This window comes from Bordetella ansorpii, from assembly GCF_900078705.1.
Classification (GTDB): Bacteria; Pseudomonadota; Gammaproteobacteria; order Burkholderiales; family Burkholderiaceae_B; genus Bordetella; species Bordetella ansorpii_A.
In genome coordinates, this window is the sequence record NZ_FKIF01000009.1 from 313767 (window position 1) to 334729 (window position 20963).

The window sequence follows — 20963 nt, forward strand, 5'->3', positions numbered from 1 at the left end:
TTGATTACAGATCTTCGGAACCGAGCAGCATCTCGGTCAACCCGCGGCCGGCCTTGACCATCGGCCACACGTTCTCGGTGCGGTCGGTGATGAAGTCCAGGAAGACCAGGCGATCCTTGTGCTTGACGAACGCTTCGCGCAGCGCCGGCTCGACGTCGGCCGGGCGCTCGATGCGCAGGCCCACGTGGCCATAGGCCTCGGCGACCTTGACGAAGTCGGGCAGCGAATCCATGTACGACTCGGAATAGCGCGAACCGTAGTCGATCTGCTGCCACTGCCGCACCATGCCCAGGAACCGGTTGTTCAGGCAGACGATCTTGGGCGTCAGGCGGTACTGCTGGCAGGTCGAGAGCTCCTGGATGTTCATCTGGATGGAGGCCTCGCCGGTGATGCAGGCCACCTGCGCGCCCGGGTTGGCCATCTGCACGCCCATGGCGTACGGCAGGCCCACGCCCATGGTGCCCAGGCCGCCGGAGTTGATCCAGCGGCGCGGGTCATTGAAGCGGTAGTACTGCGCGGCCCACATCTGGTGCTGGCCCACGTCGGAGGTGACGAAGGCGTTGCCGCCGGTCACTTCCCACAGCTTCTCGACCACGAACTGCGGCTTGATGACCTCGTCCGAATTGGCGTACTTCAGGCACTCGCGGCCACGCCAGGCCTCGACCTGCTGCCACCACTTCTCGATGGAAGCGGGCTTGGTCTCGGCGCGGGCGGCTTCGTACTGCGCGATCAGGTCGTGCAGCACGTCCTTGACGTTGCCCACGATGGGCACGTCGACGCGCACGCGCTTCGAGATCGACGAAGGGTCGATGTCGATGTGGATGATCTTGCGCGCGTTCTGGGCGAAATGCTTGGGGTTGCCGATGACACGGTCGTCGAAGCGCGCGCCGATGGCCAGCAGCACGTCGCAGTGCTGCATGGCCATGTTGGCCTCGTACGTGCCGTGCATGCCGGGCATGCCGACGAACTGGCGGTCGCTGGCGGGCATGGCGCCCAGGCCCATCAGCGTGTTGGTGACGGGCGCGCCCAGTTGCGCCGCGAGTTGGCGCAGTTCGGTGGAAGCCTCGGACAGGATCACGCCGCCGCCCGTGTAGATCATCGGACGCTCGGCCTGCAGCAGCATCTGCACGGCCTTCTTGATCTGACCCTGGTGGCCCTTGGTGACGGGCGCATACGAGCGCATGCTGATCTCGCCCTTGGGCGGCACGTACTTGCAGGGGGTGAGCGTGATGTCCTTCGGGATGTCGACCAGCACGGGACCGGGACGGCCGGTGCGCGCGATGTAGAACGCGCGGCGCAGGGTCTCGGCCAGGTCTTTCACGTCGCGCACCAGGAAGTTGTGCTTGACGCAGGGACGGGTGATGCCGACCGTGTCGCACTCCTGGAAGGCGTCCTCGCCGATCGCCGCCGTGGGCACCTGGCCGCTGATGATCACCATCGGAATGGAGTCCATGTAGGCGGTGGCGATGCCGGTGACGGCGTTGGTCACGCCCGGGCCGCTGGTGACGATGCACACGCCCACCTTCTGCGAGGCGCGCGAATAGGCATCGGCGGCGTGGACGGCGGCCTGTTCATGCCTGACCAGGATGTGCTGGAACTTGTCCTGCTTGAAAATCGCGTCGTAGATGTAGAGCACCGCGCCGCCAGGATAGCCAAAGACGTGTTCCACGCCTTCATCGGCCAGGCAGCGCACGACGATATCGGCGCCATTGGTTTCCATGTTGTATTCCTTTCATTGCCGGCCCTGCTTGCCTGGCCGTTGCCTGCCCTGATACGGCAGCAACTGAACGAATACCGCTTCGACAACATGACCGGCGCTTTGCGGCTCACGGAGCCACGCCACCCGGACACCCTGCCGACCCGGCACGCGCCCGTCAGGATCGCAGTGCAAAACGCCCGGAGTGCGGACGTCGGAGGTCGAAATGGAAGCCTTGGCAACACACGCTTTTGGCGCGGCCAACGGCAGGGTAATGCTGGGGCGGGCAGACCGGCAGGTGGTCCGGCGGGCCCGCTGTCCCGCGCGCCGGTGCGGATAGTCTTCCGGCGCAAGGCGGGAACTGTACCGCGTTGCGGCATCGGGAGCAAATCGTTTATCCGTGTGTAAAAACCCCTTCATCCGACCCCAAAAAGGTAACCGCCCTCTCTATACTTAGCCAGTCGCGGACGCCCTGACCGGGGTCTGCGTCGAGTCCCTCCCCGGCACCCCTCTCAAGGCCATCCCGCACGCACCATGGATTTGCGCATCGCCAGCCTCCGGCGGTTTCTGTACAGCCATTATTTCTTTGGCGGCGTGCGGCAGGCCGCGGGCATGCTGCTGCCCGTGCTGGTGGTCGGCGTGTTGTTCGGGCACTACGCCATCGGCCTGGTCGCCACCTTCGGGGCGCAGTGCGTGGCCATCATCGACCAGCCCGGCGGGCCGCAGCGCCACCGCGCCAACGAGATGCTGGGCGGCGCCCTGCTGGGCACCGTCGCCGTCACCCTGACCGGCGCGGCCTCCACCTACCCCGTGCTGCTGTGGCTGGTGGTGATCCTGCAGTGCTTCGTCTTCTCGATGTTTTCGGTGTTCGGCAAGCGCGGCGGCCTGATCGGCTTCGCCGGCCTGCTCATCATGACGCTGACCATGCATTCGCCCCTGCACCCCAGCGAAGTCTTCGTGCATTCGATCGCCACGCTGGGCGGCGCGCTGTTCTACGTGGCCTTCAGCCTGGGCTTCAGCCGCATCTTCTGGCTGCGCGAAGAGCGCCAGAACATGTCGGTGGCGTTGTTCGCCACGGCCGACTACATGGCCGCCCGCGCCAGCTTCTATGACGAGACCGCCGACCTGGACGAGTCGTACCGCCGCCTGATCCAGAGCCAGTCGGTGATGACCGAGAAGCACCAGGCCGCGCGCGACGTGGTGCTGCGCAGCCTGCCGCGCGGCCACGGATTCCGCGACGGCGCGCGCACCATGCTTTGGAACATGTTCGTGGACATGCTCCAGCTGCTGGACACGCTGGTGGCCACGCAGACCGACTACGCCACGCTGCGCCGCGTGCTGGCCGGCCACGACGTGCTGCTGTTCGCGCGCGACGCCATGGTGAAGATGTCGCTGGAACTCAACCGCATCGCGCTGGACGTCTCGCGCGCGCGCCCCACGCAGTACCGCAGCAGCGCCCGCGCCGAACTGCGCGCCATCGAATACGAGATCGAGCAGTTGCGCAACCACGAGATCGCCAGGCAAAACCCCGAGATCATCGCCCTGCTGGTGCAGGTGCTGCGCCGCCTGCGCAACGCCTCGCGCATCGTCGACCGGCTGGCCGTCGATACCCAGGACAGCGTGCACCCCCAACCCACCACCGACCTGCGCATCGACAAGTCGCTGACGCGCTTCATGTCGCGACAAGAACTGCGCCTGGGCATGCTGACCAGCAACCTGCGGCTGGATTCCCCCCACTTCCGCTACGCCTGCCGCGTGGCGCTGGCCGCCGCGGTGGCCATGGGACTGATCGGCAGCGCGCTGACGGCCAATCTGGCGGCGCACAGCTACTGGGTGCTGCTGACCATCGTCATCATCATGAAGCCCGGGTTCGCGCTGACCCGTCAGCGCAACGGCTGGCGGCTGATGGGCACGCTGATAGGCTGCCTGCTGGCGCTGGGGCTGTTCGCCATCACCACCAAGCCGGCCATCCTGTTCGCCGCCCTGCTGGCCGCCTGCATCATGGGCAACAGCCTGGTGCTGCTGAACTACATGGGCAGCGCCATCTTCAATACGCTGTACGTGGTGCTGGTGTTCCACTTCGTGGCGCCGGACACCGTGTCGCTGGAAGTGATCAGCGAGCGCGCGCTGGACACCGTGCTGGGCTGCGCCGTGGCGCTGGTGTGCAGCTACGTGCTGCCCTGGTGGGAAGCGCGCTACATGAAGCCGCTGGCGCGGGCCGCCACGCGCGCCAACCGCGAGTACCTGCACGCGGGGCTGCGCTACGTGCGCGCCACGCAGAAGAACGCCGGCATCGCGCCGGCCGAACTGCCCGCCGAGGCCGCCACCGAGGCGGCCGAATCCGAAGTGGCCTGGCGGCTGGCCCGCAAGAACGTGCACATCGCCTTCAGCAACTATGCCGAGGCGTTCTACCGCATGATGAGCGAGCCGCAGTCGCACCAGGTGAACGTGCCCGAGTTCAACAACCTGCTGATCCAGAACCACGTGCTGGCCTCGCAGATCACGGCGTCGATTCCCACGCTGGCCGCCTTGCCGCAGACGCCCGAGAACATGCGCATCGCGCTGGAGTGCATCCTGGACCTGCTGGACGAGAACCGCCCTGCCCCGGCCACGCTGCCCACCCAGTTCGAGACCGAGGGCGAACTGGCCGCGCTGGCCTATCCGTTGAAGCAGATGCTGCGCGCGGGCACGCAGATCCGCCAGGAACTGATCGGGCTGGCCGAGCCGACCGTGCGGCCGGCCCCGCAGCCGACGGCGGCGGCATAGCAAAGCCTTTTTCGATCAACCGCCCGCTCTTGCTTCCCCCGGGTTCCGAGAGCACTTGTGTTCGCGCTGCGGCTCCGCCGCAAACAGGGCGATGGAGGTATCCAGAGGCACGACCAATGCACTTCTGCGTGTAAGCGATCACCTGGTCAGCCCGCTCCTCGCCGAGTTCGCGCACCAGCCACTTCGACAGCTCGGTTTGCACAATGGTCGGCACGATGCACTGCGGCTTTGTCCGGGAACTGCTTGCCCAACCGCTTGCCGACATCGCTTCCGACGAGCCATTCGATCCAGGCCGAGGTATCGACCACGCACGCCGATACCGCCATCAGTAGCGATCCTCGCGGTCGCGGTAGTCGTCGGTGATGGCGATTTGGTAAGAGTACATCGCTACGCTCGAGGAGGCCGGATACCAGGGCGGACGAAACGATCCCCATCTCGCAGCCCCCCACACCGCCGCCTGAAGCACGAGTTCACGCTGCCTGCCCACAGTTTATCTTTGACGGCCCGCCCAAAAAAAAACCGCCACCCTATTACAGGCGGCGGCGATTTTTGCATTCCAGCGTTCAGTCGAGCTTGCGGCGGAACACCAGCTTGTCTTCGGTTGAGGCGCTGGCGTCGTAGGCATAGCCCTCGGCATCGAAGCCCTGCAGGCCCTCGACCTTGGCGACCGTGTGCTCGATGGCGTAGCGCGCCATCAGGCCACGCGCGCGCTTGGCGTGGAAGCTGATGATCTTCCAGGCGCCGTTCTTCCAGTCCAGGAACACGCACTGCACCACACGGGCCTTCAGGACCTTGCGGTCGACCGACTTGAAGTATTCCTCGGAGGCCAGGTTGACGATGACCGGGCCGCGCTTGCCGTCCTGGCGCTCGTTCAGGTAGTCGGCGATCGTGGTGCCCCAGTAGTCGTACAGGTTGGCGCCCTTGGACGTTTCAAGCCGCGTGCCCATTTCCAGGCGGTACGGCTGCATCAGGTCCAGTGGACGCAAGGCGCCGTACAGGCCGCTGAGGATCACCACGTGTTCCTGCGCCCATTCGAGCTGGCGCTCGGACAGGCTGTCCGCCTGCAGGCCTTCGTAGACGTCGCCATTGAAGGCCAGCACCGCCTGCCGCGAGTTTGCCTGCGTGAAGGTCTTCTTCCAGGCCGCATAGCGCGAGACGTTGAGCTCGGACAGGGCCGGGCTCAGGTCCATCAGGCCCGAGATATCCTCGGCGGTCTTGGTCTTCAGGACCTTGATCAGCGCGGCGGCCTGATCCACGAACAGCGGCTGCGTGTGCGTCTGCACGTGCACGGGCGAGTCGTAGTCGAGCTTCTTGGCGGGGGACAACAGGAACAGCATGGAATCTTCCTTGAGATGAATCGCTCAGCGCGCCGTCCAGCCGCCGTCGACCGAAATCGACGCGCCGGTGATCTGCGCGGCCGCGTCCGAGGCCAGGAACACCGCGGTGCCGCCCAGTTGCTCGGGGGTGACGAACTGCAGCGACGGCTGCTTCTCGCCCAGCAGTTCGCGCGCGGCGTCGTCCTGCGAGATGCCCTTGTCCTTGGCGATGGCGCTGATCTGCTTCTCGACCAGCGGGGTGCGGACCCAGCCCGGGCAGATGGCGTTGGCGGTGACGCCCTGGCCGGCGGCTTCCAGCGCGGCGACCTTGGTCAGGCCCACCACGCCGTGCTTGGCGGCCACGTAGGCCGACTTGCTGGCCGAGGCCACCAGGCCGTGCGCCGAGGCGATGTTGATGATGCGGCCCCAGCCCTGCTTCTTCATGTGTGGCAGCGCGGCGGCCATGCCGTGGAACACGGCGGACAGGTTCAGCGCGATGATGGCATCCCACTTGTCGACGGGAAAATCCTCGATCAGCGCGGTGTGCTGGATGCCGGCGTTGTTGACCAGGATGTCGATGCGGCCCAGGCTTTGCACGGTGTTGGCCACCAGTTGGCGCACGGCCTCGCCCTTGGACAGGTCGGCGCCGTCGTACAGCACCTTCACGCCGTGCTGCTCGGCCAGGTCGGCGCGCAGCTTCTCGATTTCAGCGGCGTCGCCGAACCCATTCAGGACGATGTCAGCGCCATTTTGCGCGAAGGTCGTGGCGATACCCAGGCCGATACCGCTGGTCGAACCGGTGACGACGGCAACTTTACCTTTCAGCATGAACGTGCTCCTACAGAGTGGTGCGCAGGACGGCAGTGTAGCCGCCGGGCGCGGGATCTACGAGGACAGTGACAGCCGACATGCTACCGCCTGCCGGCTGGTGCGAAGATGAATCATGGCCTGCATGGGAAGGTCCAGAGGCCGGGCCTACGGTTTGACGCCGGCCTTGGCGGCCGGTTCCTCCACGGCGCCGGTCTCGGAGAATCCCGCGGGCCGCACGGCCATGCCCCGGATGCCGCCGTAGCGCGACGGCAGGCGTTCGGCCAGCTTCAGGATCAGCGGCGCCACGCCCATCGACAGGGCCACCACGATGGTCAGCAGGTCGCTCTGCGAGCGGGTGATGATGTGGTTGTCCAGCGACTCGGCGAAGATGGCGAAGCTGAACTCCCCGCCCTGGGCCAGCACCAGCGCGTACATCAGCCGGTGATAGTGCGGCAACCCCGCCAGCCGGGCGATGCCGTACAGGATGGCGCCCTTGATCGCCAGCAGGGCCAGCACGCCCAGGCACACATAGCGCCAATACACCAGCGCTTCATGCAGGTTGACCGACATGCCCACGGCCAGGAAGAACAGGCCCAGCAGCAAGCCCTTGAAGGGTTCGATGTTCTGTTCCAGGTCGTCGCGGTAGCGCGAGTCGGCCAGCAACACCCCGACCAGGAAACCGCCCAGGCCCGCCGACAGCCCGGCATAGTCGAACAGTTGCGCGGTGCCCAGCACCACCAGCAGCGCGGCGGCGGTGAACAGTTCGTGCAGTTGCGAGCGCGCGGCCCAGTCCAGCAGCTTGAGCTTGTAGCCGACCGCCACCACGACCACCGCCACCAGCGCGGCGCCGAAAGAGGGTTCGGATTGCCCGCTGGCGCCCAGCAGGCCGGCCGCCACCAGCATGGGAATCGCCGCCATGTCCTGGAACAGCAACACGCCCAGCGCGGAATGGCCCAAGGGGGTGCGCAGCAGGCCGCGCTCTTCCAGCAGGCGCAGGGCCACCGCCGTGGAGGACAGCGCCAATGACAGGCCGCACAGCACGGCGCCCACCCAGGTCATGCCGGCCAGGTGCCGCAGGCCGACCCCGAAGACCACGCCCAGCAGCAGCCCGCAGCCCAGCATCTGCAAGGTGCCCAGCCCGAAGACCTCCCGCCGCATGGCCCACAGCCGCGCCGGCGCCAACTCCAGGCCGACCAGGAACAGCATCATCACCACGCCCCATTGCGAGATGTTCCAGATGGCGGGCACGTCGCTGACCATGGACAGCCCGGAGGGACCGATCAGCATGCCGGCCAGCAGATAGCCGGGAATGGCGCCCAGCCCCAGGCGCGTGGCCAACGGGACGCACAGGACGGCGGCAAGCAGGAGGAGCGTGAGGAGTTCCATGCGGGTGGCGCGAGACGATCCCGTTAGGATAGCGGGCTTTGCATCATGCTGGCGGCCGATTCGAGGACCTTCTGCTGCGCCTGCAGGAACGAGCGGACCAGCACGCTTTCCCGCCGCTCGCGGGCGAAGTAGATGTAGGTGCTGGTAATGGCGGGGTCGCCCTCGATGCGAATCGGCCTGAACCGCGGGTCAGGGATGAACTCGGCCTCGGACACGGCCCCGACGCCCAGTCCGCGCGCGACCGCCTCGCGCAGCGACTCCCGGCTGCCGACCTCCAGCGCGCACTCCGTGCGCACCCCGGCGTCGTGCAGCGCCTTGTCCAGCGTGGCCTGGGTGGTCGAACCCGCTTCGCGCCGCAACAACTCGACGCCCTCCAGCATGGCCAGCGGCACGCTGCGATGGCGCGCCAGGAAATGATCCTTGTGCGCGAACAGGATGATGGCGTGCCTGGCATACAGCAGCGCATCCAGCGCGTCGTTGTCGTGCCTGCCCGCCAGGACGCCCAGGTCGGTGGCGTAGTTGACCAGATCCTCCAGGACCTGGCGGGAGTTGCCGATGCGGATGGAGAGCTTCATGCCGGGATGGCGCTGGCGATAGGCGGCGACCATCTCGATCACGTGGAACGGCCCCACCGCCCCCAGGTGCAGCGTGCCCTGGTTCAGTTGGCCGGCATCGCGCAGGAAATACTCGGCCTCGGCCTCGAGCGCCAGGATTTTCTGGGCCAGGGGCAACAGTTGCTCGCCGGCCACGGACAGGTTCATGCGGTAGCCGCGGCGGTGGAACAGCTCGAGATGGCTTTGCTGTTCCAGCGAGGCGATCTGGGCAGACACGGTCGGCTGGCTGACGTGCAGGGCGCGGGCAGCCGCGCTGAGACTGCCATGGCGGGCCACGGCGACGAAAGCGCGGTAACGGGCGGAGGTCATCTATAGGATAAATCTTCAGAATCAAGAAAATATCAGTCTACTTTCTTCACATGAAGGCAACGTGTCATCCCTAGCATGGTCGTCGCTCCCTCCTCCCTCCCGGCTGGCCTTCTCCAGCCTCAGATGAAAACGGAATACGCCATGAAGATGACTCGCAAGACCTGGATGAAATTCACGAGCGCGACGCTGCTCGCCCTGGCCACTGCCGGCGCCGCCTCCGCCCAGACGGCGGAACTGCGCGTGGGCCTGATCCCCTCGGAAGACGCACAGGCCATGATCCACGCCAGCCAGCAGGTCATGGACCAGCTGGCGCAGAAGACCGGCATGAAAGTGCGGCCGTTCGTCGCCACCGACTACAACGGCGTCATCGAGGCGCTGCGTTCCGGCAAGCTGGACATCGCCTATCTGGGCCCCTTCTCTTATGTCCTGGCCAGCCAGGTGGCCGACGCCGAAGCTTTCGCCGTGGCGGTCACCAAGAAGACCGGCACGAGCTCGTATCACAGCCTGCTGATCACCCGCAAGGATTCGGGCCTGGACAGCGTGGCCAAGCTGAAGGGCCATACGTTCGCATTCGTCGATCCCAGTTCGACCTCCGGCCACCTGTTCCCCAAGGCCGGCCTGCTGAAAGACGGTTTCGATCCCGAGAAGCACTTCTCGCGCGTGATCTTCTCGGGCTCGCATGACGCCAGCATCATGGCGGTGGCCAACGGCAAGGTGGACGGCGCCGCCGTCGCCGACCGCATCCTGGACTCGGCGTTCGCCAAGGGCCTGGTGAAGAAGGAAGACATCCAGATGGTGTGGCGCTCGCCCGACATTCCCGAATCGCCCATGGTCTGGCGCAAGAAGCTGGACGCGGCCACCAAGCGGAAGGTCTCGGCGGCGATGAGCGAGATCAAGGACCTGCCGTGGGGAGACCAGGGCGTGCTCAACGGCTTTGCGCCGACCAACGACCAGGCCTACGACGTCATCCGCCAGACGGCCAAGACGCTGAACCTCGATCTGGGCAAGATGAAATGATCCATCTACGCCAACTCCGCAAGCGCTACGGCGGCAACCACGTGCTGCACGGTATCGACCTGGACGTGCAAGCGGGCGAGTTCGTCGTGATGCTGGGGCTGTCGGGCGCCGGCAAATCGACGCTGCTGCGCTGCATGAACGGCCTGGTGCGGCCCGACGCAGGCGTCCTGCGGGTTGGCGACATCGACCTGATGCAGCAGCACTCGCGCCGGGTGCTGGCGCGTCAGGTTGCGATGGTGTTCCAGCATCACAATCTGGTGCCCCGGCTCTCGGTCCTGAAGAACGTGCTGACGGGCCGCCTGGGCGCCACGGGAACGTGGTCTTCGATGCTGCAGCTCTTTCGCAGGAGCGACCTCGATCTGGCCCTCGAATGCCTGGACCGGGTGGGCCTCTCGCACAAGGCGCACGAGCGCACCGAGGCCCTGTCCGGCGGACAGATGCAGCGGGTGGGCATCGCCCGGGCGCTGGCGCAGCAGCCCCGGGTGATCCTCGCCGACGAGCCCGTGGCCAGCCTCGATCCCAAGACGGCCCGCACGGTGCTGCAGTACCTGCGCGACGCGACCCGCGGGCTGGGCATCTCGGTCGTATGCAACCTGCACCAGGTCGACTATGCGCGCGAATTCGGCGATCGCATCGTCGGCCTTGCGCAAGGCCGGGTCCGGTACGACGGTCCGGCCGACGGCCTGGACGAGACCTCGCTCGACGCCATCTACCACGCGCAACCGCCCGCGGCCGGCCCCGCCATCGCCGAGACCTGGCACAGCGCCCTCACTACCGGAGAACTTTCGTGAGCCCCCTGACGGCAAGAGATCCCTATCGCTGGACGGCCGGCCGTCCGCACGGCAAGACGGGCTGGCTGGGCGCCGCCGCGGTCGCGCTGGCCCTGGCCTGGGCATTGCAATGGAGCGCCCAGGGCGCGCAGATGAGCTGGGGCGAACTGGCCGCCGGCCTGCCACAGATCGCCGATTTCCTCTCCCGTTCCGTGCCCCCGGACCTGGACATCCTGGACAGGCTGTGGCGGCCCACCTTGGAGACGATCCAGATCGCGATCTGGGGCACGCTGCTCAGCATCCTGCTCGCCCTGCCCCTCTCGTTCATCGCCGCGGGCAACCTGCACGGCTGGAACGCGCTGCGCGTGGCGACGCGGCAGTTCCTGAACGTCGTGCGCAGCATCAATGAATTGATCCTCGCCCTGGTATTCGTATCGGCCGTCGGGCTCGGCCCCTTTCCTGGCGTGCTGGCCCTGGCGCTGCACGGCATGGGCATGCTGGGCAAGTTCTTCGCCGAGAGCATCGAGGAGATCGATGAGGGCCCGCTGGAAGCCTTGCGCAGCGCGGGCGCCAACACGCTGCAGGTCATCGTGTTCGGCGTGATTCCGCAAGCCATCACCGCGTGGATCGCCGTGGTGCTGTACCGCTTCGAAGTCAACCTGCGCTCGGCCACCGTGCTGGGGATGGTGGGAGCCGGCGGCCTGGGATTCGAACTGGTGGCCAGCCTCAAGCTGTTCCGCTACCAGGAAACCGCCACCTGCATCATCGTCATCACCGTGATGGTGATCCTGGCCGACCTGGCGTCGAGCACGCTGCGGCGGCGCATACAGCGAGGCCATCGGCACTGACACTGCCCCGCGCCGCCGGCCCGGCGGCCCGCTGGCGGCAGCCCGCCCGCCCAGGCTGTCCGGCCGAGCCGGACGGCACCCGAACACACCCTGCACGGCCGCGGCCCCCCATCGCCCCCGCCCGCGGCCCGTCTCGTCCGTATCAAAGGCAAATCATCATGTGGACCTATCACAACCCTGTCGACATCCATGCCGGCCCCGGCTGCCTGCAGCGGCTGCCGGCACTGCTCAAGCGCCGGGATTTCCTGCTGGTCGTGTTTCCCGAGGCCCACGGTCTGGGGCTGGTCGACACGATCCGCGCCCTTGCCGGCGACCGCCTGCGGGGCGTGATCGACGACATCCTGCCCAATCCCGACGTGGGCTGGCTGGCGCCGTTGTATGACCGCGTACACCGCGAGCACGCGGGCGTGCCCTGCATCGTCGCATTGGGAGGCGGCAGCGTCATCGATACGGCCAAGGCGTTGCTGTGTGCGACGCCGGCAGGCACGTTTGCCGAACTGCTGGCGGCGCTGGAGCGGGGCGAGACCTTGCCCGCGGGCCGGCACAAGTCCCTGATCGCCATTCCGTCCACCGCCGGCACCGGCAGCGAAGTGACTCCCTGGGCCACGTTGTGGGACCAGGCCCAGGGCCGCAAGCATTCGCTGCACCAACCGTGGACATGGCCGGAAGCCGCCATCATCGATCCGGCGCTGATGGGCAGCCTGCCCGCCGCCGCGACCCTGGCAAGCGGCCTGGATGCGCTGTCGCACGCGCTGGAGTCCATCTGGAACGTCAACCGCAACCCGGTCTCGATGGCGCTGGCCATACAGGCCGCGCGCCGCATCCTGGACGTGTTGCCGCGCCTGATGCACGACCTGCACGACGCCGGCCTGCGCGCCGACATGGCCCAGGCGGCGCTGATGGCCGGCCTGGCCTTCTCCAACACCAAGACCGCGCTGGCCCACTCGCTGTCCTACGAGATCACCTTGCGCCAGGGCATCGCGCACGGCATTGCGTGCTCGTTCAGCCTGCCCATCGTGCTGGAGATGGCGCTGGGCGCGGACGATGGGGTCGATCAGGCGCTGATGTCCATATTCGATGCCGCCAGCGGCCAAGCCGCCTCGGCCCGCCTGCGCCGGTTCCTGCAGGGCCTGGGCGTGGCCACCGACCCGACCGAATACGGCCTGGCCCCCGCCGACTGGCGCGAGATGGTGCGGTCGGCGGCGCAGGGGCCTCGTGGCCGCAACTTCATCCGGGCCCTGGCCTAACGCAAGGCCATGCTCGCCGCCTGCCTGCTTCCCTTGATCCCTATCCCCCAACTGCCCACGCCCTCCACAGGAACGCATCATGTCATCGACCCTCGCCATCGCCTCTGCCTCCGCCGACAGCGCACGGCGCCTTGGCGGCTCTCTCTCGCCCTTGCAGGCCGTCATCTTCGACTGGGCCGGCACGCTGGTTGACTTCGGCTCGCTGGCCCCCACGCAGATCTTCGTCGAGGCGTTCGCCTCGTTCGGCATCCGGGTCACGCTCGCCCAGGCCCGGGGCCCGATGGGGCTGTCGAAATGGCAGCACATCCATCGGCTGCTGCAGGACCCCGGCATCCGCCAGCAATGGCTCGCCACCTTCGGCCAGGCGCCCGCGGACGCCGACGTCGACGCCATCTACGCCCGCTTCATGCCCATGCAGATCGCCAAGGTGGGCGAGTACTCCGCGCCGATCGACGGCGCCGTGGCCACCCTGCAATGGCTCAGGGAACAGGGCATGAAGATCGGCTCATGCTCGGGATATCCCCGCGCCGTGCTGGACCGACTGCTGCCCCAGGCGCTGGCCGCCGGCATCGCGCCGGATCACGTCGTCGCCGGCGACGAGTTTCCGGCCGGCGCACGCCCCGGCCCCTTCATGGCCCTGGCCAACGTACTGGCCCTGGGCATCACGGACGTGGGCGCCTGCGTGAAGGTCGATGACACCAGTCCCGGCATCGAAGAAGGCCGCAACGCCGGCATGTGGAGCATCGGCCTGAGCCTGTCGGGCAACGAGGTCGGTTACTCGCCGCGGGAGCACGCCCAGGCGCCCGCCGCGGAGATCGCGGCCCGGGTGGCCCGCGCCGAGGAAAAGCTCGTCCAGGCCGGCGCCCACTATGTCATTCCCAGCGTGGCGCACTTGCCGAACGTGCTGCACGAAATCGCCGGCATGGCCCGGATCGGCGTGCGTCCCGACTCCGCCTCCTTGCTTTCCTGAACCGTTTCCCCGCCCCCCGCTACCCAGCCCCTACCCAAAAGGCGAATCCCATGTCGTACGAAGCACCGGCTGCCGTCAGCCAACCGTCTGCTTGTCCCGCGGCGCGCTCCACGCCCCGCGCCATGCGCCGTCTGGGCGCGTTGCGCCTGTGGACCCTGTCCGCCGCCGCCTGCGTGGCCCTGGCCGCCTGCGGCGGCGATCACGAAGACTCCGGCGCCGCGGCGCCGCCACCCGTGGCCGGCGATCCCGGCGGGTCCAGCGGCGCGCCCCCCGTGCCGCGCACGCTCCTGGTCAGCCTGGACGGCGCCACCTACGCCGCCGTCCAGCAAGGCATCGCCGCCGGCACCTTGCCCAACCTGGCGAAGCTGCAGGTCCGCCTGGCCTATGCCGGCGGCGTGGCCGGCAGCGCCAGCCAGCAGCCCACGCTGGACACGCCGGGATGGGCCACGATCCTGACGGGAACGTGGGGCAATCGCCACCGCGTGATCTCGTCGGCGCCCGACCAGGCGCTGCGCAGCCCCACGCTGTTCCAGGCCGCCAGAGAGCACAGCGTCGGCCTGGCGGGCGCGGCCGTGGCCTCGCAGGGCCTGGCCAGGCTGCTGGCCACGGACCGCGAGACAGGCAACCTGGACGCCCTGACCGATTGCGGCGTCAGCGCCCCGGCCACCGACTGCGTGACGGACGAGGCGGCTCGCATGATCGACGCCGCCTACACGACCGTGCTGGCGCAGTACCACTCGGCCAGCGACGCCGTGCTGAATTATGGCCAGAACTCCGCGCAGTATGCGGGCACCCTGGTCACGCTGGACAAGGCCATCGGACGCCTCGTCGACGCCGCCGCGCAGCGCAAGAACGAAGACTGGCTGATCGCCGTGACCGGCAACCACGGCTTCAGCGCCAACAGCCAGGACGACGGGCTGCCCCTGGTGCCGGAGTCGGCCACGTTCATCGCCATGAACAGGCCGGCCAACACGGCGGAGCTGGGCGTCGGCGCGGAGGTGCCGCAGCAGCTCGACGCGCTCTACGACTACGCCAGCCTGGCCGATCTGGCCCCCACGCTGATGCGCCACCTGGGACTGCTGCCCGCCACGGCGCAATACCTGATGGACGGCGGCGCGCTGGTCGGGCAGCAGGCCGTGTCCAAGCTGAGCACACGCATCGTGGACGACGGTTCGGCGGATGTCAGCGTGATACTGGATTGGAATGCGCCACCGGAAGGCACCCTGTCCGTGCTGCGCAATGGCGAAGCCATCGCCACGCAACTGCCCGCGGGCACCGCCACGTTCACCGACAACCAGCTCGGCCAGTTCTTTTCGGCCAAGACCCGCGAAGCCTTGAACTACACGGTGGAAGTGAGTGGCGCGGCAGGCACGGCGGCACGCGCGACGATGACGACTCCCGTCAGCTATGTGCCGCCCGTCCCGCTGGCCGAGACGCTGCGCGATGGGTTGGTGTCCTACTACCCCTTCAGCGCCAACCTGCCCCCGGTCGACGCCACGGGCCACAGCACGATGGCTCCCTACTCCGCAGACCTGCCGCCGGCCGCCGGCCTGGTCGTGGCCGGCCCGTTCCCCGGCACGAACGGGCTGCTGGTCGACACCAACTACGCGACGGCCGAAGGCCTGGAAGGCTACAAGCTGACGCCCGCCCAGGGATTCGACGTCTCGCAAGGCACCACGCCGCAGTTCACCATCGGCCTGTGGTTCAAGACGCCGACCTGCATCGCCCGCAACAACGTCACCATCATCTCCAACAAGAGCTACGTCAGCGGCGGCAATGCCGGCGTCGCCATCGGCCTGTTCTCCAGTTCGGGCAACCAGTGCGGGATCGCCTTCAACATCGGCTCGGGTGGCGGCGTGCGCGCCGACGGGCCGCTCTATACGCAGATCACGGTCGACCGCTGGGTATACCTGGCGTTCTCCGTCGATGGCGTGGCGCGCACCATGAACATGACCGTCTTCGATCCCGTGACGGGCGTGACCAATCGCGCCGCCGTCGGCAAGTCGACCGGCAGTGTCGACCTGTCCCGGCTGTCGCCCTATCCGCAATGGGGCCTGGGCAGCGATGGCACGGGCACGTTCCTGATGAACAAGTGCAACGGCTCGGTGACGCCCCCGTACTACGCCGGCAAATGCACCGTCGCGCCGACCTTCCAGCAGATGTTCGGCGACCTGGCCATGTGGAACCGCGTGCTGACGGATGCCGAACTGCAATCCATCTTCCTGTCGAACAAGCCGCTGTCCACGCTGGACATCCAATGAAAGGACGCCGCGCCATGCCCATCGAATTCGCAATGCCATTCCGAAGCCTGCGCGCGCTGGCCGCAGCGTGCGCGGCCAGCCTGCTGGTCGCGGGCTGCGGCGGCGGGGACGAGGACTCCGCCGATACGGCCCAGGCACGGGACGGCAGCGCGCAAGCGCAGACGCCGATCGTCGCCCCGCCCACGCAGGGCTGCGACGTCGCGCAAGGGGGCGAAGCCGTCCGCCCCCCGGTCCTGAACACGCAGCTCGACTGCGCCCCCTGATCCCGAGGCAGACACCATGACGACTCTGAATCGCCGCAATTTCCTGCGCGCCGCCGCGGCCAGCGCGGGACTGGGCGCGTTTCCGCCCTCGATCCGGCGCGCGCTGGCCATCCCCGCCAACAACGCGACCGGCACCATCAACGACGTCGAGCACGTCATCATCCTGATGCAGGAGAACCGCTCCTTCGACCACTACTACGGCACGATGCCCGGCGTGCGCGGCTTCAGCGACCGCATCACCATTCCCATGGCTTCCGGCCAATCGGTATGGATCCAGCAGGGACCGTCCGGCGCCGTGCAGCCGTATTACCTGGACGCCACCAAAGGCAACGCCCTGCGCGTGGGCGGGGCCCACAACTGGGGCGACCAGCAGGCCGCCTGGGACGGCGGCCGGATGGCGGCCTGGCCCCGGGCCAAGAGCACGCGGGTCGCCATGGGCCACCTGCGGCAATCCGACATGGAATTCCACTGGTCGCTGGCCAATGCGTTCACGGTGTGCGATGCCTATCACACGGCCATCAACACGGGCACCTTCACCAACCGCATGTTCCTGTGGAGCGGCACGAACGGCGCCAACGTCAGCGGACATGCCTGCGTGACCAACGCCAACTGGGGTGGCCTGGGGCCCTCCGCGGACGGACTGGACTGGACGACCTATCCCGAACGGCTGCAGGCCGCCGGCGTCAGCTGGAAGGTCTACAACACCCCGGGCAACAACAGCAACAACAACCAGTTGGTGGCGTTCGCGGCCTATCGCGCCGTCAATGAGCAACTGGCGGCGCAAGGGTCTCCATCCGCGCCGTACACGGCGGCGATGGAAGCCCAATCGCCGCTGTACAAGGGCTTCGGCAACACCATGCCGGACGGCGGTTTCCTGCAGGCCATCGCCGACGACATCGCGCGCGGTGCGCTGCCGCAGGTCAGCTGGATCGTGGCGCCGGGCGCCTACAGCGAGCATCCCAGCATGTCCGTGCCCGGCCAGGGCGCCTGGTACGTACAGACGCTGCTGGACATGCTGACGGCGAATCCCGAGGTATGGAGCAAGACCGTGCTCATCCTGAATTACGACGAGAACGACTGCTTCTTCGACCACGTGCCGCCGCCCGCGCCGCCCTGGCGCGAGGCCGACGGCACGCAGTGGGGCAAATCGACCGTCGACATCGAGAACGAGTACTACACCATGCCGGCCCCGCCCGGGGACACGAGCCAAGTCACGCCCGACGGACGCCCGTTCGGCGCCGGCCCGCGCCTGCCCACGCTGATCATCTCTCCCTGGAGCGTAGGCGGCTGGGTCAACTCGCAGGCCTTCGACCATACCTCGACCCTGCGCTTCCTGGAGCAACGCTTCGGCGTGCAGGAGCCCAACATCAGCCCATGGCGGCGCACGGTGTTCGGGGACATGCTGTCCTGCTTCAACTTCAAGACGCCCAACGCGGACCTGCCCACGCTGCGCCCCGCGCCGACCCGTGCCGAAGCGGACGCCACGCTGGCCCAGCAAGTGGCCTCCGGCAGCGTTCCCGTGCCGGACGTCGGCTCCGTGCCGCTGCCCACCCAGCAGCGGCTGGCCCGCCCTTCGCGGGCGCTGCCGTATCGCCTGCACACCAGCGCCAACGTGGACCTGCCCAACGGCAAGGTCTGGCTGACCTTCAGCAACACCGGCACCCAGGGCGCGGTGTTCCACGTCTATGACGAACTGAACCTGTCGCGCTATCCGCGCCGCTACACCGTCGAAGCCGGAAAAACGATCTCGGACGACTGGAACGCGGTGACGGACAACCAAGGCGCCTACAGCCTGTGGGTGCTCGGTCCCAATGGCTACCACAGGCAGTTCCAGGGCGACCTGCGCGGCCTGGCCAGCGGTCCGAATCCGGAAATCCGTGTCTGCTATGCGCCCGAGGACGGCGCGGTGTACCTGACCATCATGAACATGGGCGATGCCCCCGCACAGATCACCGTCCGCGCCAACGCGTACCGGCAGGATGGACCGTGGACCTACACGGTCGATCCCGGCATGCAGGTGGAACCCAGTTGGTCGCTGGCGGACACCGACCACTGGTACGACTTCACCGTGACCATGGACGGCGGCTTCGAGCGGCGTTTCGCCGGCCGGCTGGAGACCGGCCAGGACGGCGTCAGCGATCCGGAGATGGGGGTGGCCTGACCGGGGAGGACGGCCCCAAGGGCGCGCCAGGCGGGCCTGGGCACACGCCGTCCTTCCCCCCCGTCGGGTGGCCGTGCCGCCGGCTCGCGTGGCGGGCACCGCAAGGAATTCGTTGCGGCTTGCCCGCCTTGCACCGGGAATATTTTTTCTGGTATAATCGCGGTCTTCGCTTTTACGGAAGCGGAAGTCCGGACGAAAGCCAACGACCACGGCGGCAGGTGGAAACACCCGGGGTAGCAATACCCAGCCAGGCAATCGTTCCAGGTCAGATCTTCGGGTTTGGCAAGGAAAAACGGATACCCGGAGAGGTGGCAGAGTGGTCGAATGTACCTGACTCGAAATCAGGCGTACGGTAACCCCGTACCGTGGGTTCGAATCCCACCCTCTCCGCCAAGCATTCCTAAGCCCCTGATTCTTCGGGGGCTTTTTCATTAGCGCCCTCTCCTTTGGGTCACTCAGTGGGGTACCTCTTCCTCTGGAAGATGGTCCCATGAAGCTTTCCACTCGCATTGCTCAGTCGCGGCATGGCGTTTACTACTATCGCCACCAGTTCACCGAGGCTGGCAAGCGCCGCGAAAAACGGTTCTCGCTAAACACCAAGAACCCTGTCACTGCAAAGAAAAGTCACTTACAACATGTTGCGCAAGCGCAGTTGCCTCACTATAATTCAATTATTCCTGAATCATTGAATTAACATCCTCGATGATCGAAGACGAAGCTGTCACCGCGCTTGCCGCGCTGGCTCATCCCCAGCGCCTACGAGTCTTTCGCTCGCTCGTCGTTGCAGGCTACGAAGGCTTGACACCCAGTGTCATGGCTGATCGGTTGGGGGTAGCACGCAATGCCTTGTCCTTCCATTTAAAAGAACTCGCGCACGCGGGCTTGGTGACGATCGAGCAACAAGGCCGCAACCTGATCTACCGCGCGAATTTCGATCGAATGAACGGCCTGATGGGCTACCTAACTGAACACTGCTGCCAAGGCGAGACGTGCGAAGTCAGCAGTCCCGCGGTCGTTTGCCGAACCTGCTAATTCGGAGCTCGCGATGCAGCGCTTCCATATCCACCTTCACGTAGCTGACCTTGACCGCAGCATCGCTTTTTACTCGCGCCTTTTCGCCACACAGCCCACCCGCATCGAAGCGGACTACGCAAAGTGGATGCTGGAAGGCCCTCAAGTGAACGTCGCCATTTCAACCCGTGATAGCCAGTTAGGCGTCGATCACTTCGGCATCCCGGCAGACGACGATGCGGAGCTAGCGGTTCTCAAGGCCCAGGCTCGGGCCGCTCATGCTGACATCCTTGATAAGGGGCAAACCACCTGTTGCTACGTCCGCAGCAATAAGCATTGGGTCACCGACCCACAAGTATTGCGTGGGAGTACTTCCATACGCTAGGCAATATCCCAGTCTTCAACGAGGCTCCAAACATAGCCAGCCCCTCTTGCTGCGCACCACAGAGCCAACCCAAAAAAACTTGCTGCTGAGGCCGCGATGTCCCAACAAATCTACAACGTTCTCTTCATTTGCACCGGCAACTCTGCCCGTTCCATCCTGGCCGAGGGCCTCCTTAATGGACTAGGAACAGGAAAGTTCCGCGCCTATTCGGCGGGTAGCATGCCAAAAGGGGAGGTGCATCCATTAGCACTGGCAACCCTGGAACGCTTGCGCCTTCCCGCTGATGGCTACCGCAGCAAGAGCTGGGATGAATTCGTGCAACCCGATGCCCCCCAGTTCGATTTCATCTTCACCGTATGCGACAACGCCGCGGGTGAGGTCTGCCCCGTTTGGCCTGGCAAGCCTATGTCGGCGCACTGGGGAGTTCCTGATCCTGCTGCGGTCCAAGGTAGCGATGAAATCCAACGCAAGGCCTTTCACGACACTGCGGTAACGCTCAAACGCCGCATCGAGCTTTTCCTTTCCTTGCCGCTAGCCCGCCTGGATGCCATGTCCCTGCAGCACGAATTGCGCGGCATCGGCAAGGCGTGACAAGAGGCAGGGGAAAAACACAACGTGGCATGTCCGTCAGCATTGATTGGCGCTTCGAATTTCTTCGAGTTGTCCGTGGCGGCAGCGATCAGCCTATTCGGCTTCCAGTCCGGAGCAGCGCTGGCTACCGTGGCGGGCATCTTGATTGAAGTACCCGTGATGCTGCCTGTGGTACGGATCGTCAACCGCACACGAGGCTGGTGCGGTCCGACCCACCCAGGGAAAGACCTTGGCAGTCATGGAGGTATCAGGCGGCTCGCAGTCTTTCAACGACGTGAATCAAATGCGAGTGCTGGGACGATGGATGCGCATGCTGACCATCCCCAACCAATCGTCAGTGCCTAAGGCATTCCTGGAATTCGATGAGACTGGGCGCATGAAACCGTCTAGCTACTATGACCGCGTGGTCGATGTGATGGAGGATCTGATGAAGTTCACCCTACTCACCCGCGACATCAGCGGCTATCTGGTAGATCGCTACAGTGAACGAAAGGAAAGTGCCGAGCAGCTTTCCAAGCGCGTGAACCAACGTTCTATCTGAC

The 20963-nt window shown here is 66.4% G+C and carries 17 protein-coding genes, 1 tRNA gene and 3 pseudogenes; 16 read left to right on the top strand and 5 right to left on the bottom strand.

The genetic code is table 11. From position 1 onward, the window contains the following. Positions 1-4: 4 nt before the first annotated feature. Positions 5-1720: an acetolactate synthase 3 catalytic subunit gene (locus tag A6745_RS24175; RefSeq protein WP_066132989.1), complete on the bottom strand. Its 1716-nt coding sequence runs from the start codon at positions 1718-1720 to the stop codon at positions 5-7. A gap of 510 nt (positions 1721-2230) precedes the next feature. Here A6745_RS24175 and A6745_RS24180 point away from each other — a divergent pair. Next, positions 2231-4462: an FUSC family protein gene (locus A6745_RS24180; RefSeq protein WP_066132992.1), complete on the top strand. Its 2232-nt coding sequence runs from the start codon at positions 2231-2233 to the stop codon at positions 4460-4462. Positions 4463-5025: 563 nt separating this feature from the next. Here A6745_RS24180 and yaaA read toward each other — a convergent pair. From yaaA to A6745_RS24200, 4 genes are all read right to left on the bottom strand, one after another. After that, positions 5026-5799, bottom strand: a complete 774-nt coding sequence (gene yaaA, locus A6745_RS24185) for a peroxide stress protein YaaA (RefSeq protein WP_066132994.1) — start codon at positions 5797-5799, stop codon at positions 5026-5028. Positions 5800-5823: 24 nt separating this feature from the next. Further along, positions 5824-6606, bottom strand: a complete 783-nt coding sequence (locus A6745_RS24190) for a 3-hydroxybutyrate dehydrogenase (RefSeq protein WP_066132997.1) — start codon at positions 6604-6606, stop codon at positions 5824-5826. A gap of 147 nt (positions 6607-6753) precedes the next feature. Beyond that, positions 6754-7974: a cation:proton antiporter domain-containing protein gene (locus tag A6745_RS24195; RefSeq protein ID WP_066132998.1), complete on the bottom strand. Its 1221-nt coding sequence runs from the start codon at positions 7972-7974 to the stop codon at positions 6754-6756. 23 nt (positions 7975-7997) lie between these two features. Next, positions 7998-8897 carry a LysR substrate-binding domain-containing protein gene (locus A6745_RS24200; RefSeq protein ID WP_066133001.1) on the bottom strand — a complete coding sequence of 300 codons (900 nt, stop codon included), beginning with the start codon at positions 8895-8897 and terminating at the stop codon, positions 7998-8000. Positions 8898-9038: 141 nt separating this feature from the next. Here A6745_RS24200 and phnD point away from each other — a divergent pair, with 141 nt between their 5' ends. The 15 genes and pseudogenes from phnD to A6745_RS24265 all read left to right on the top strand — a co-directional run. Further along, positions 9039-9914, top strand: coding sequence for a phosphonate ABC transporter substrate-binding protein (phnD, locus tag A6745_RS24205; protein ID WP_066133006.1), 876 nt, complete (start codon positions 9039-9041; stop codon positions 9912-9914). Further along, on the top strand, positions 9911-10705 hold the full coding sequence (gene phnC / locus A6745_RS24210) for a phosphonate ABC transporter ATP-binding protein (RefSeq protein WP_066133009.1): 795 nt from the start codon (positions 9911-9913) through the stop codon (positions 10703-10705). Before phnD ends, phnC begins: the two co-directional genes overlap by 4 nt. Then, a complete protein-coding gene (phnE, locus tag A6745_RS24215; protein ID WP_082853264.1) occupies positions 10702-11532 on the top strand; it encodes a phosphonate ABC transporter, permease protein PhnE in 831 nt (276 codons plus the stop codon). Before phnC ends, phnE begins: the two co-directional genes overlap by 4 nt. Before the next feature lie 158 nt (positions 11533-11690). Further along, the gene (gene psrA / locus A6745_RS24220; RefSeq protein ID WP_066133012.1) at positions 11691-12779 is read left to right on the top strand and encodes an iron-containing alcohol dehydrogenase PsrA; all 1089 of its coding nucleotides are present in this window, start codon (positions 11691-11693) and stop codon (positions 12777-12779) included. Positions 12780-12858: 79 nt separating this feature from the next. After that, a complete protein-coding gene (gene phnX, locus A6745_RS24225) occupies positions 12859-13749 on the top strand; it encodes a phosphonoacetaldehyde hydrolase (RefSeq protein WP_066133017.1) in 891 nt (296 codons plus the stop codon). A 50-nt stretch (positions 13750-13799) separates the two neighbouring features. Continuing rightward, positions 13800-16010 (top strand): alkaline phosphatase family protein, encoded by a 2211-nt coding sequence (locus A6745_RS24230; protein WP_156513523.1) that lies wholly within the window; start codon positions 13800-13802, stop codon positions 16008-16010. A 32-nt stretch (positions 16011-16042) separates the two neighbouring features. After that, positions 16043-16273 (top strand): hypothetical protein, encoded by a 231-nt coding sequence (locus A6745_RS24235; RefSeq protein ID WP_066133243.1) that lies wholly within the window; start codon positions 16043-16045, stop codon positions 16271-16273. 16 nt (positions 16274-16289) lie between these two features. Next, positions 16290-18434 (top strand): phosphocholine-specific phospholipase C, encoded by a 2145-nt coding sequence (locus tag A6745_RS24240; RefSeq protein WP_066133020.1) that lies wholly within the window; start codon positions 16290-16292, stop codon positions 18432-18434. A 302-nt stretch (positions 18435-18736) separates the two neighbouring features. Then, positions 18737-18827 (top strand) — tRNA-Ser (locus tag A6745_RS24245). Positions 18828-18924: 97 nt separating this feature from the next. Next, positions 18925-19128, top strand: coding sequence for a hypothetical protein (locus A6745_RS28845; protein WP_156513524.1), 204 nt, complete (start codon positions 18925-18927; stop codon positions 19126-19128). Positions 19129-19136: 8 nt separating this feature from the next. Next, entirely contained in the window at positions 19137-19466 is a 330-nt protein-coding gene (locus A6745_RS24250; RefSeq protein ID WP_066133025.1) for an ArsR/SmtB family transcription factor, read from the top strand. A 13-nt stretch (positions 19467-19479) separates the two neighbouring features. Next, a pseudogene (locus A6745_RS24255) lies at positions 19480-19919 on the top strand (ArsI/CadI family heavy metal resistance metalloenzyme). A gap of 7 nt (positions 19920-19926) precedes the next feature. Next, positions 19927-20421: an arsenate reductase ArsC gene (locus tag A6745_RS24260; protein ID WP_066133028.1), complete on the top strand. Its 495-nt coding sequence runs from the start codon at positions 19927-19929 to the stop codon at positions 20419-20421. Positions 20422-20430: 9 nt separating this feature from the next. Next, positions 20431-20622 (top strand): annotated as a pseudogene (locus tag A6745_RS29470) (arsenic resistance protein); the annotation flags it as partial. Further along, positions 20618-20962 (top strand): annotated as a pseudogene (locus tag A6745_RS24265) (arsenical resistance protein ArsH); the annotation flags it as partial. The pseudogenes A6745_RS29470 and A6745_RS24265, both read left to right, overlap by 5 nt. Position 20963 lies beyond the last annotated feature (1 nt).